Annotated in this window: 14 protein-coding genes; 9 read left to right on the forward strand and 5 right to left on the reverse strand. The window is 41.3% G+C overall.

Annotated features, from left to right (window positions below; translation table 11 throughout):
- Positions 1-8 precede the first annotated feature (8 nt).
- The 5 genes from B4G94_RS13970 to B4G94_RS13990 all read right to left on the reverse strand — a co-directional run bounded on the left by B4G94_RS13970 (position 9) and on the right by B4G94_RS13990 (position 4,725).
- Complete coding sequence (locus tag B4G94_RS13970) at positions 9-668, reverse strand: heme exporter protein CcmB (RefSeq protein WP_165305560.1); 660 nt, start codon at positions 666-668, stop codon at positions 9-11.
- A 77-nt stretch (positions 669-745) separates the two neighbouring features.
- Positions 746-1,144: a hypothetical protein gene (locus tag B4G94_RS13975; protein WP_104385074.1), complete on the reverse strand. Its 399-nt coding sequence runs from the start codon at positions 1,142-1,144 to the stop codon at positions 746-748.
- Between the two features lie 103 nt (positions 1,145-1,247).
- A complete protein-coding gene (locus B4G94_RS13980) occupies positions 1,248-3,083 on the reverse strand; it encodes an ABC transporter ATP-binding protein (RefSeq protein ID WP_108636063.1) in 1,836 nt (611 codons plus the stop codon).
- A gap of 165 nt (positions 3,084-3,248) precedes the next feature.
- Positions 3,249-3,800 carry a hypothetical protein gene (locus tag B4G94_RS13985; RefSeq protein ID WP_286859592.1) on the reverse strand — a complete coding sequence of 184 codons (552 nt, stop codon included), beginning with the start codon at positions 3,798-3,800 and terminating at the stop codon, positions 3,249-3,251.
- A 136-nt stretch (positions 3,801-3,936) separates the two neighbouring features.
- Positions 3,937-4,725 carry an SAM hydrolase/SAM-dependent halogenase family protein gene (locus tag B4G94_RS13990; RefSeq protein ID WP_108636061.1) on the reverse strand — a complete coding sequence of 263 codons (789 nt, stop codon included), beginning with the start codon at positions 4,723-4,725 and terminating at the stop codon, positions 3,937-3,939.
- A gap of 423 nt (positions 4,726-5,148) precedes the next feature.
- Here B4G94_RS13990 and B4G94_RS13995 point away from each other — a divergent pair, with 423 nt between their 5' ends.
- The 9 genes from B4G94_RS13995 to hisF all read left to right on the forward strand — a co-directional run bounded on the left by B4G94_RS13995 (position 5,149) and on the right by hisF (position 13,044).
- Positions 5,149-6,114 carry a PhoH family protein gene (locus tag B4G94_RS13995; protein WP_286859593.1) on the forward strand — a complete coding sequence of 322 codons (966 nt, stop codon included), beginning with the start codon at positions 5,149-5,151 and terminating at the stop codon, positions 6,112-6,114.
- Between the two features lie 220 nt (positions 6,115-6,334).
- A complete protein-coding gene (locus tag B4G94_RS14000) occupies positions 6,335-7,285 on the forward strand; it encodes a phosphoribosylaminoimidazolesuccinocarboxamide synthase (protein ID WP_165305564.1) in 951 nt (316 codons plus the stop codon).
- A 33-nt stretch (positions 7,286-7,318) separates the two neighbouring features.
- Complete coding sequence (locus tag B4G94_RS14005) at positions 7,319-7,699, forward strand: STAS domain-containing protein (protein ID WP_104385068.1); 381 nt, start codon at positions 7,319-7,321, stop codon at positions 7,697-7,699.
- A gap of 1 nt (position 7,700) precedes the next feature.
- Positions 7,701-8,612, forward strand: coding sequence for a ribonuclease Z (locus B4G94_RS14010; protein WP_165305565.1), 912 nt, complete (start codon positions 7,701-7,703; stop codon positions 8,610-8,612).
- Between the two features lie 109 nt (positions 8,613-8,721).
- Positions 8,722-9,780: a histidinol-phosphate transaminase gene (gene hisC / locus B4G94_RS14015; RefSeq protein WP_286859595.1), complete on the forward strand. Its 1,059-nt coding sequence runs from the start codon at positions 8,722-8,724 to the stop codon at positions 9,778-9,780.
- A 4-nt stretch (positions 9,781-9,784) separates the two neighbouring features.
- Complete coding sequence (gene hisB, locus B4G94_RS14020; protein ID WP_286859596.1) at positions 9,785-10,924, forward strand: bifunctional histidinol-phosphatase/imidazoleglycerol-phosphate dehydratase HisB; 1,140 nt, start codon at positions 9,785-9,787, stop codon at positions 10,922-10,924.
- Between the two features lies 1 nt (position 10,925).
- Positions 10,926-11,525, forward strand: a complete 600-nt coding sequence (hisH, locus tag B4G94_RS14025; RefSeq protein WP_108636055.1) for an imidazole glycerol phosphate synthase subunit HisH — start codon at positions 10,926-10,928, stop codon at positions 11,523-11,525.
- 12 nt (positions 11,526-11,537) lie between these two features.
- Complete coding sequence (locus B4G94_RS14030) at positions 11,538-12,290, forward strand: HisA/HisF-related TIM barrel protein (RefSeq protein ID WP_286859598.1); 753 nt, start codon at positions 11,538-11,540, stop codon at positions 12,288-12,290.
- A gap of 1 nt (position 12,291) precedes the next feature.
- Entirely contained in the window at positions 12,292-13,044 is a 753-nt protein-coding gene (gene hisF, locus B4G94_RS14035) for an imidazole glycerol phosphate synthase subunit HisF (RefSeq protein ID WP_108636053.1), read from the forward strand.
- Positions 13,045-13,069: the final 25 nt, after the last annotated feature.

Here is a 13,069-nt window from a genome sequence, read left to right on the forward strand (position 1 = left end):
CCTAAAATTTAATCTCGCCAAAGGTACGGAAATAACAATAAAGAAATAGTGATCGTGATTACATTAATTGCGAGTAATACGATTATTTCTCTCATGCTTGCTGCTCTTTCCAAACCTTCTATTGCATTGCGGGAGAGTTTGATCAGTACGATCAACAGCGGTATGATTGCCGGAAAACTTAAAATGGCCATTAGCGTGCTGTTATTTCCGGCTTTTGAACTGATGCCCGAAATCATAGTAAATACACTGGCAAAACTGATGCTGCCCAAAATGACCGAAATGAAATATAGCGTGGGATCCCCGAGAGGATTTTGGAATATGATCGAATAAACGAAATAAGCGATGGTAGCCAGGATGGTCATCAATAACATGTTGTAAATGACTTTGGCGAGGATAATTGCCCGTGGGTCAACTAAGGAATAATAATAGAGTTGTCGGTTGGGATTTTCCTGAACGAAGCTCTTGTTGATGGCATTGATGGATGCAAATAACATGATAATCCAGAACAAAGCATTCCAAACTGTGGTATCTACTGACTTGAATGCTTGGTAACAAACAAATACAGTAGATACGACATATAGTAGGATTCCGTTGATGGCGTATTTTGATCGCCATTCCAGAATGATGTCTTTAAGAATTAAGGTTTTTACCTGTTGCAGTAAAGTCATATTCCGCAAAGATACAAATGTATTTTAACCACCGAAGGCGGCCAAACCACCAATTCTTAAAAAAACGTTTTTTTTACTTATGCATTAGAAATTTTTGATTTAGCAGCATCGGTTGTGTTGTCGATTTTACTTGCTAAATTTTGTGCTGCATTGTTGGCGTGGTCCAAAGCTTCTCTGCCTGCTTCCTTTGCCTTGTTTTTCAATGCATCTGCATCGTCCGTCGCTTTACTGAAAGCAGCCTGTGCTTTTGATTTTAAGTTGTCCAGCTCAGCCGAAGCTCTATTGGCTAACTTTTGGGCTTTTCTAGCTTCTTTTTTCGAAAGATCTTTCAATGACTTAGTTAAGCTTTTGATGCCATCATTTGCACGATCTAATTGCTTTTTCCCGTCATCTGTTCCTAAAAGATACCATGCAGCAGCTCCCGCAGCCAATCCTACCAAAGCAAATGCCACTAATCCATTTTTGCTATTTTTCATAATTCTTCTATTTTATTGTGTATTCAAATGATAATCAAGTATGATACCAAATGAACAATCACTGGAACAATTTGTTTAAAAAGAATCAATAATTAACAAAATTTTACATATCTACTTTCTGCTGTTTGGATTGCAGGGTATAGAGGTGGCGGTACAGTCCGGTTTCTTTCTGTAATAATTCGAAATGTGTTCCGCTTTCTGAGACGATGCCATTTTCGACCACGATAATTTTGTCTGCATCGACTATCGTCGATAAACGGTGGGCAATGATGATGGATGTACGGCCACGCATTAATTCTTCCAGGGCATCTTGTACCTGACGTTCTGATTCGGAATCCAATGAAGACGTTGCTTCATCCAGAATTAGAATCGCTGGGTCTTTGAGTAAAGCCCGGGCAATAGCGATGCGTTGACGCTGTCCTCCCGAGAGTTTTACACCACGTTCTCCGACCACGGTATCATACTCTTCAGGGAAATTTAATATAAATTGATGGGCGTTGGCGCGTTTGGCAGCTTCTGTTATTTCATTTTCCGTGGCGTCTAATTTACCATAGGCGATATTCTCGCGGATTGTTCCGCCGAAGAGCAGCACGTCTTGTGGTACTATGGCCACCTGGTTGCGTATATCGCACAGCTCAAAGTCCGATGCAGGCTTGCCATCATAAAGTACTTCTCCCTTATTGCTGGTATAGAACTGTAGTATTAAAGAGGCAATGGTTGATTTACCGGTGCCACTAGGGCCGACGATGGCGATTTTATCACCAGCATTGGCGGTAAAATTAATGTCTTTTAGAATTTCAATATCCGGACGGCTAGGGTAGGCGAATGCCACATGATTAAAACGGAGATTTCCACTCATCTTTTTACTGATCTCCTTGCAACTCGGTTCAACTTTGATATCCTCCTGTGGTTCATCAAGAATTTCCAGGATCCTTTCGCTGGCGCCAAGTGAGCGCTGTATGTTTGCGTATAATTCAGGGAAACTACCCATCGATCCGGCAACAAACATCGAATAAAGGATATATGTTGTTAGATCACCGACAGACATCTCATGGATAGAAACCAATGCGGCTCCATACCAAATAACGGCGATAACAGCACCGAAAATACAGAATATGATAAATGAAGCAAAGGCTCCTCGGAATGTTGCTCCCTTGACCGCTAATTTGACAACAGAATCCATCTGATTACTGTAACGGTTGAATTCAAAGTATTCGTTCACAAAAGCTTTTACATTGCTAATGCCCAATAAAGTTTCTTGAACTATGCTATTTGATTCCGCCATCTTATCCTGTGCCTGTCTGGATAATTCACGAATAAATTTTCCGAAGACAATTGCGGCAACCACGATGACGGGTAATATGCAGAGATTCATCAAGGCCAATTTGGGCGATACCCAGACGAGCAGAAATACTCCAAAACAAAGACTGATCAATTGTCTTAAAATTTCAGCCAATGTAGTGGTTAAGGTGTCCTGGATCTGGGATAGATCAGCGGAAAGTCTGCTATTTAATTCTCCCACACGGCGATTGGCGAAAAATTCAATCGGCAAGGAGATAAGTTTATGGTAGGTATCTTTACGAATTTTGGACAAAGCGCGTTCAGCGATCTCGACGAAGATACGGATTCGGAAAAAAGAAACGACGGACGTAAACGATAGAATGATAAAGGCTATTCCACCAATGTAATACACTTCAGGGGGTAGCCAGGTGTATTTTTGCTTGCCTTGGGCGGCATCAATCATCGCACCCAAAAGTGCAGGGAAAGCTAGCATGGAAAGACTGGATAATACCAAAAATAACATGCCGATTCCAAACTTAACCCGATAAGGCCTTAAATAGGTCATTATTTTCGAAGCCCGTAACAGGAGCTCCTTATTTAACTTTGGTTTTGGTAGATCTTCTTCTTGTTTATTACCACTATTGAAACCTCTTGCCATAATCCGCTACTTCAATGTTTTGTTGCGAGGACAAATGTAAAGAGATTAAAAATATTTTGCTATCATACTTTGGTCAATTTTTTGGCTTTTGACTGCTTTTAATCAACAATAATTATCATTTAGCCAATTCTCGTGGTGCATGTCATCGCTATACGCCCAAAAGCACTAGTCCGTATTTTTAGGGATGGGGACTGATTTTTGTGTACGGCTACGATACAATAAGACCACTAGCACTAGGATGACGAGCAAGGCCAGGTAAAGCCATACATTGCCGGACAGTCCGTTTCCGGCTGATTTGTCCAATTGTGTCCTGAGTCTTTCATTTTCAAGCTGAAGTTTATTAATTGTGCCCATATAGGCTGAGATCTGCTTATCATATTCTGTGGCCATCTGCCGGAATTTGTCCTTTTCGAAATCTTTGATTTTGAGCAGCTGTTGGGTTTCCAAAAAGATGTTGTTATCTGTGATCACGACATCTTTGAGGATATCGATGCTTTTTTGCATATCACCCTTGGATTTAAACAGTCCAAAAAGTCCTGTTTTCTGAGTGAGGCTCGTATCATAAGCGCCGAACTTCTGTTGTCTTGCCTCAAGCAGGCTATTGACACGTTTGCGCTGTACTTCAAAAGCACTAGAATCTGCATTTTCCTGCGCCATCAAATACGCGAGGTTAAATAATAAAAGAAAGGGCAGTAACGTGTATTTTAAAGACTTCATAAACAATGAACCAATCAATCCCATATTAAGTTTGCTGAAATTGCTTTGCCTTGGCAGCAGAACTGCTACAAGCGCTATCCCTGTTTTGGAGCTTGACACCTGTGGGCAAATAATTTCTAAGAATGAATTTATGAAATTAATCTTTAAATTCGATACGGATGACATTGGAGTCGTCATCGTGAAGTCCCAAAAGCTGGCTCGCGTTGCCCTTGTTGATCGCAATTTCCAAATAATTACTGATTCCAAAGAGACATAATTTTTCGCCTTCGCCGACCTCATTGTAATGCCAGGAAAGGTTGGTGATCGTTTCGTTGCGCTTGAAATACAAGACAAAATTTCGCCCTTTTTGGACTTTATTGAACAGGTCTTTTGAAATATTGGTAATGGCATTGCCAAAGGCGTCAACGTAGATGACATTGCCCCGTATCATATCCTTATCAAAGATCGGCTGTAATGTAACTTTTTCTATCAGTTGATGCATCGGCGTGCCCACATCTTTCAGTTTTCCCCCTTTTGCAATATGACAGGCTGATTTTGAAAGAATGTCAGCGAGTGGGAAATGGAGGTATCGCAGGTCCTGCATCAGATTGAGTTCATACAATTCCTGGGGCTCATTTCCATTTAACAACAAACTGAAAATACCATTGTCCGCGCCGACAAAATAATGGTCCTTGTATTTCATGCCGATGTATTTGGATTCTTCATGAAATAAGGTGTTGATACCGATGATATGTACGGTCCCTTTGGGAAAATAATGATAGGCGTTACCAAGTACAAAGGCTGCGCGCGGAATGTTGAATGCTGGGATCTCGTGGGTGATATCGACAATATTAACATCAGACAACTGCGTTAAAAGGCTCCCTTTTAGCGCAGCTTGATAAAAATCCTTATGTCCTAGATCTGTCGTTAACGTAATTACTGCCATTATAATCTAAAGTAGACCGAATTGCTGTCGAATTCCCTTTTTGAATGAATAGAAATAGATCTTCTGTTGCTTACTTGTTCTGATGCTAAAAAATCTATTTAAATAGAGAGCAAAATTACTATTTATCAGCTGATTTGTAAAGCTAATTGAAGAACTTATTTTGAATATATCTTTTTCCGGTTGATACACACAAACATAGCTTCGATTTAAATAATAAAGAATTGGTTTCCGCACCCTGAAGATCCACTTTTAAAAGCAAAACTCAGGTATAAAATACGAAAAAAATAATTTGGTTTTCTTTTTGCAAAAATCTCTTTGGTATGGTCTATTTTCTCATTAGAATACGTTAATTTTGAATAGTATTACGCATAAGAGCTATTGCGTGGTAGCTACAATCTAATTAATTCTAAAATAGGATAAAATTTGAACGAATTACTAATTGCATTAGATGGTCTGAATTTGCCCGTATTATGGGGAGCAGACAATGAGCACTTTGATTATTTAAAGAAGCAATTCCCAAAACTGCGGATTGTGGCTCGTGGAAGTGAAATGAAAGTGTTAGGTGATGCGAAGGAGTTGGAGCTGTTTGAGCAATCGTTTAAGGAAGTCATGGCTCACCTTGAGAAATTTAACAACATTACGTTGTTGGATTTTGAAAATCTCCTTGGGGCAAGTGCAGGTTCTGCTGCCCAACAGGAAAAGGAAGTTGCTGCCAAGCAAGCTGCCTTTGGTTCTGAGCCCATAGTTTATGGACCCAATGGTCTGATTGTCCGCGCACGGACAGCCAATCAGCGACGGATGGTCGATAGTATTTCGAAAAATGATATCTTATTTGCCATTGGTCCGGCAGGAACAGGAAAGACCTATACGGCTGTTGCACTTGCTGTCCGGGCACTTCGCAATAAAGAAATCAAACGTATTATCCTGACAAGACCAGCGGTGGAAGCCGGAGAAAACCTCGGTTTTTTACCCGGAGATCTGAAAGAAAAGGTAGATCCCTACTTAAGACCTCTTTACGATGCATTGGACGATATGATTCCGGCCGAAAAATTAAAAGGATATTTAGAAAACCGTACCATCGAGGTTGCGCCACTGGCATTTATGCGGGGACGCACACTGGATAATTGTTTTGTCATTTTGGATGAAGCCCAAAATGCAACGGATATGCAGCTAAAGATGTTTTTGACCCGTATGGGGCCGACCGCAAAATTCATTGTTACGGGTGATATGACACAGGTCGATCTCCCTAAAAAGAATCAATCGGGCCTTTCGACATCGATCCGTTTGCTGGAAAATATTGAAGGTATTGATATTATCCACCTTAGTGGTGGCGATGTGGTTCGTCATAAATTGGTGCGACGCATTTTGGAAGCATACGGCGACATTTAATCGTTCGTTGCAAAAATAGATCAATTGTAATATCCCCGATCGGAGGCCCAGTACGGACCAAGAGGATCTGGATATTCATATCGTCTTTAAAAGGCACGATAAACTGGTTCATTTGGGCCATTAGAAAAGGCCATGGATGCATAATCGAGTCTTTGTTTTCAGCCATGGAAATGAAAACAAAGACTGATCAATAATTATTTATTTGAATTTTACTTTGAACATGAACGCTATAAAAGAAACAAATTTCAATTTCGAAAACCAGACTGCTTTTTACAGAGGAAAAGTACGTGACGTGTATACGATTGCAGATACCTACTTGGCTATGGTGGCTTCTGACCGTATTTCCGCATTTGATGTGGTACTTCCTCGTCCTATTCCGTACAAAGGACAGGTGTTAAATCAAATTGCGGCTAAATTTTTGAAAGCGACAGCCGATATTATCCCGAATTGGGTCGTATCTGTACCGGATCCTAGTGTGACCATAGGTCAAATGTGCGAACCGTTTAAAGTTGAAATGGTTATCCGAGGTTACCTATCAGGACATGCCTGGCGTGAATATGCTGCCGGTAAACGGGAAGTTTGTGGGGAGTCTCTTCCTGAGGGATTGAAGGAGAATGACAAATTGCCTGAACCGATTATCACACCGACGACCAAAGCTGCAGTAGGTCACGATGAGGATATTTCCAGGGGGGATATTTTGAAAAAAGGTATTGTAAGTGAGGAAGATTACGTGCAACTGGAGAAATATACCAAAGCATTGTTTCAACGCGGAACTGAAATTGCAGCACAAAGAGGATTGATCTTAGTGGATACCAAATATGAATTTGGTAAAAAAGACGGCAAAATAGTCCTTATCGACGAGATTCATACGCCGGATTCTTCCCGTTATTTCTATGCTGACGGATATCAAGAACGTCAGGACAAAGGGGAAGCACAAAAGCAATTGTCAAAAGAGTTTGTTCGTAAGTGGTTGATCGATAACGGATTTCAGGGTAAAGATGGACAGGTGGTCCCAGAGATGACAGATGAGATCATTGCTTCAATTTCCGAACGCTATATTGAGCTATATGAGCACATCGTGGGCGAAAAATTTGTTTACCCTGATCAGGAAAATGTACTGGAACGCGTGGAAAGAAATGTGACAAAAGCCTTAAAAGAGCTAAATTATTAGTACATTGTATCCTCAAACTAAGGAAATAGACTTATGAAGTATACTATTGATAAACACGATCGCTATATTGTCATAGAGCCTCATGTCGAAGTGATAGATGCGGATAATGCGGCGAAACTCAAGGGTGAGTTTTTGTTGCGCAATACAATTGGCCAACGCAACATTGTTCTGGATATGATTCATGTCCAAAAGACGGATGAAGTTGGGATCCGTTTGGGCATATTGGCGCACCGCCTATGTCAGTCTGTTGGTGGCGTATTTATTTTGGTCAATCTTTGTCCTAAATTAATGGATATGGTTCGGGTGTCGCACCTGGATAAATCGATAAAGATCGCTCCATCACTGAAGGTTGCGGAAGATTTGATCTTCGCGCACGAACTGGAATCTGAATACCGGGGGACAATTGAAGATTAATATGAAGTTTGAAGTTCTGATATTAGGAAATAGTTCCGCGACACCGATGTTTGATCGCCATCCAACTAGCCAAGTGCTGAACTTTAATGAACAATTGTTTTTAATAGACTGCGGGGAGGGGACACAAATGCAGCTCAGCCGTTATGGAATTAAAAGCAATCGTATCGGACATATTTTTATTAGTCACTTACATGGAGATCACTATTTAGGTTTAGTGGGGCTGCTCTCTTCGATGCACCTCGTTGGCCGCAAAAGTGATCTTCATTTATATGGACCAGCTGCCTTAAAAGAGATTTTGGATGTCCAATTTATGCATTCGGAGACAGTCTTGCGCTATAATCTTATTTTTCATCCGATTTCACCCGACGGGCCCGGTATTATTTTTGAAAACCGGACTATGAAAGTGAGCGCATTTCCTTTAACACATCGTATTGCCTGCACGGGTTTTCGTTTTGATGAGGGACCACGGGCCAGGACCTTGCTCGGTGATGTGGTTCAAGCGTTGAATATTCCCACAGTATACTATCCCGCTATCAAGAAAGGGATGGATTATGTGGATGAAAAAGGGGATGTTTACCCAGCGGATCAATTGAGCCTGCCTGCACCCAAATCCAGAAGTTACGTATATTGTTCAGATACGGTACGCACAGTAAATTACCTTCCCTATGTTCAGCATGCCGATCTCATGTACCATGAATCTACATTTTTACATGATATGGTCGACCGGGCAAAAGAAACTTTCCACACAACGGCGTTGGAAGCTGGAGAGATAGCCAAAGAAACCCATGCAAAGAAATTATTGCTCGGTCATTACTCTGCACGGTACCGGGATTTAGCACCTTTGTTGGAAGAAGCCCGAACAGTATTTCCCAATACCGAACTTTCGATCGAAGGGAAGTGGTTTTTAGTTTAGTTTTTTGTGAATTTTATACCACATTTCTACGATCAAATGCTTTTAAATTGCTTATTATATTGCATTTGATAAACAATTTATCTAAGTTTACGGCTCTAATTTTTTTATAATGGATAATCCATTCAACTTAAACAACCTATTACGGGAAAATATCAAGAAGCTCGTACCGTATTCGTCCGCTAGAGATGAATTTAAAGGGGAGGCATCCATATGGATTGATGCCAATGAAAATCCTTTTGGATCCCCACTCAACCATGATTACAACCGATACCCAGACCCACTCCAACATCAAGTCAAAGCAAAACTTTCAACAATAAAAGGTGTTCCCGCTGAAAATATTTTTTTAGGCAATGGGAGCGATGAAGCGATTGATATCTTGTACCGCGCATTTTGTACACCCGGTGTGGATAATGTTATCCTCGTTCCACCGACCTATGGTATGTATGAGGTGTCGGCGAATATCAATGATGTCGCTTTCAAAAAAGTAAATCTTACGGCAGACTACCAGTTGGATCTGGATGGAATAGCGAATGCCGTAGATGCACATACCAAGTTGATTTTTATCTGTTCGCCGAATAATCCGACCGGAAATTCTATCCGTCGTCAGGACATCGAAACGATATTGAATAATTTTCAGGGGCTTGTTGTCGTCGATGAAGCTTATATCAATTTTTCTGCCGTAAAATCATTTACACAGGAATTGGCTGAATACCCCAACTTGGTGGTATTGCAGACTTTGTCCAAAGCCTGGGGGCTTGCAGCATTGCGATTGGGCATGGCATTTGCAAGTAAAGAGATTATAGCGGTTTATAATAAAATCAAACCACCCTATAACATTAATCAGGCAACACAGGATATTGTGTTGGAGGCCCTGAATAATGTGGATCAGGTCAATGACTGGATCAAAGAGACGGTAGCTGAACGTGAACGACTGGTACGCGAGCTCCTCGAACTGAATTATGTGCAATATATCACTCCTTCTGATGCCAATTTTATCCTGGTCAAGATGGAACAGCCGAGAGAAGTTTATGACTATCTAGTTCAATATGGGATCATTGTCAGAGATCGGTCTAAAGTCGAACTTTGTGAGGGCTGTTTGCGCATTACAGTCGGGACGCCTGCAGAGAACCAAACATTATTAGAAAAACTTAATCAAATCAATAAATAATACTATGCCTGATAACTTAAAACGTGTACTGTTTATAGACCGCGACGGAACATTAATTTTGGAACCAGAAGATGAGCAGATCGATTCTTTTGCAAAATTAAAATTCTATCCGGGTGCCTTGCAGTACCTGCCACGTATCGCGAAGGAGCTGGATTTTGAATTGATCTTGGTTTCAAACCAAGATGGCCTGGGAACATCTTCCCATCCGGAAGAAAACTTCTGGCCCGTCCATCATTTTGTGCTAAATACGTTTGCAGCAGAGGGTGTAGTATTTGCCAAAGAACATATAGATAAGACTTTTCCGCATGAAAATGCCGACACTCGTAAACCGGGTATTGGTATGCTCGGTGAATATTTCGATCCGTCAAAATATAATTTAAGTGAATCGTTCGTTATCGGTGACCGAGTCAATGATGTGAAGCTCGCGCAAAATCTTGGTACCAAAGCAATATGGCTGCGTGCCAATGATCAATTGGGGGCGTTGGAGAACGTTGACATCGACCCGAAAGTGGTGGCTTTGGAAACCACAGACTGGAAGACGATATACGAATTTCTTAAACTGGGCACGCGTACTGCCGAACATCATCGTAAGACAAATGAAACGGATATTTTTATTCAGCTAAACTTGGATGGCTCCGGTAAATCGGAAATCGAAACAGGATTGCCTTTTTTTGACCATATGCTGGATCAAATAGCCCGACATGGTGCATTGGACTTAACGATCAAAGCGAAAGGCGATCTTCATATAGACGAGCATCATACGATTGAAGATACAGGGATAGCTTTGGGTGAGGTATTTTTGAAGGTATTGGGAGACAAGCGTGGTATTGAGCGTTACTCGTACACCTTACCAATGGATGATTGCCTGGCACAGGTTGCACTGGATTTTGGCGGACGCAACTGGATCGTATGGGATGCTGAATTTAAACGTGAGAAAATAGGTGACATGCCGACAGAGATGTTCTTCCATTTCTTTAAATCATTTTCTGATGCCTCCAGGTCGAATCTAAATATCAAGGCCGAAGGGGATAATGAGCACCATAAGATTGAAGCAATTTTTAAAGCTTTTGCCAAATCTATTAAGAAAGCTGTTCGCCGTGATGCAGATCACATGCAACTGCCAAGTACAAAAGGAGTGTTGTAAGATGATAGGAATTATTAATTACGGTGCCGGGAATATCTTTTCCCTGACTGCTGCGCTAGATCGAGTAGGGTTGACTTATGGTATGATCAATACGGCTGAGGAGATGGATCGTTATGATCGGATTATTATTCCGGGCGTAGGTCATGCTGGGGCGGCAATGAATAAGTTGCTTGAGTCGGGATTAGTACCCTATATTAAAGATTTGCGTAAACCTGTGCTTGGAATCTGTGTCGGGATGCAGCTGCTGACGGAATATTCGGAGGAAGGTGATGCCGAGATGCTGAAGTTATTCCCGCTGAAAACGTTACATTTTGAAGCTGGTATAGCGGGTAAAGTGCCTCATATGGGCTGGAATAGCGTTTCGGTACAAGCAAATAATCCTTTATTTGCGAATATAGAAGATCAGACTTATTTTTATTTTGTCCATTCGTATTATATCGAATATGATACGACATTTACCGCCGCTAAATGTGAATATGGAGTGCCATTTTCAGCAGCAATTTCCAGAGAAAATTTCTTTGGCGTACAATTTCACCCGGAGAAGTCGGGAAAAGCAGGGGAGCAGTTGTTGCTCAATTTTTCAACTATTCAAGTAGACTAAAAATATTCGATTATGTATATCATTCCAGCAATTGACGTTTTGGACAAAAAAGTTGTCCGTTTAAGAGAGGGTAACTACAACGACGTTACAACTTATGCTATAAGTTTAGAGGAGCAGATCGAGAACTATCGTGCAAACGGTACGGAGTTGGTTCATATCATAGATTTAAATGGTGCAAAAGGTGACTTTAGCAATCAGGCCTATTTATTCGATATCATCCAAAAGACAGATATGAAAATACAGTATGGGGGTGGTGTCAGAAGCATTGATAAGGTAAAGGAATTGGTGGATGCTGGTGTATACCGTGTGATTGTCGGTACGCAAGCGATCACAAATCCTTCTTTTTTGGAGGAACTGGCAACGCTTAACGAAGGGAAAGTCAAATACGCAGATCATATTGTCATTGCAATTGATGTGTTGGACGAAGTCATTAAATACTCCGGCTGGTTAGAAAGTTCACCAATTAAATTGATCGAGTATATTGATAAATGCTTGGCTTTGGGATTTTTTAGATTCCTTTGTACGGACATTAGCAAAGATGGAAAACTGGGGGGCGCAGGTGTGGAATTGTATCAAAAATTGTTAAACCACTCTCCGATTATCAAGCTGATTGCTTCTGGGGGTATCAGTTCAATGGATGACATTCAAAAGCTTCAAGAGCTAGGTGGAGTAGAATCTGTGGTTGTAGGAAAAGCAATCTATGAGAATCGTATCTCTATCGATGAAATCAAAGACTGGAATCTCAAATCATTAATCCGATTTTAACATGCTGGCAAAACGGATAATTCCCTGCTTGGATGTCAAAGACGGACGTACGGTAAAAGGTGTCAACTTTGTCGACCTGCGTGACGCAGGTGATCCTGTTGAACTTGCCTATGAATATTCCCAGCAAGGAGCTGATGAACTTGTGTTTCTAGATATTACAGCTACACATGAGGGACGTAAGACGACGATAGATCTCGTAAAAGCGGTAGCTCGTCAGGTGAATATTCCTTTTACAATAGGAGGTGGTATCAATGAAATCAGTGACGCGGATATCCTATTAAATGCTGGGGCGGACAAGATCTCCATTAACTCTGCAGCAGTGCGCAATCCGGGACTGATCAATCAAATGGCCGCCGCTTTTGGTGCCCAATTTGTAGTGGTTGCTGTCGATACGAGATCTATTGAAGGACAGGATTTTGTCCATTTAAGTGGTGGACGCATCAAGACGGAAATCAATACCCTGGATTGGATCCTTGAAGCGCAAGAACGCGGGGCCGGAGAGGTTCTGTTGACCTCAATGGATCATGATGGGACTAAGAACGGTTTTGACAATAAATTTTTAAAGGCTGTTAACGATCGTATTCATATTCCGCTGATCGCATCTGGTGGGGCTGGTAATCAACAGCATTTTGTCGATGTTTTCCAACAGGCCAACGTGGATGCCGCATTAGCAGCTTCCGTATTCCATTATGGAGAAATATTGATTCCGGATCTTAAGCAGACTTTGCGCCATAATGGTATTGTCGTGCGATAATCGCGAATAAAATAGTAAAGAATTA

The sequence above is a fragment of the Sphingobacterium sp. UBA7625 genome, assembly GCF_002484085.1.
Classification (GTDB): Bacteria; Bacteroidota; Bacteroidia; order Sphingobacteriales; family Sphingobacteriaceae; genus Sphingobacterium; species Sphingobacterium athyrii.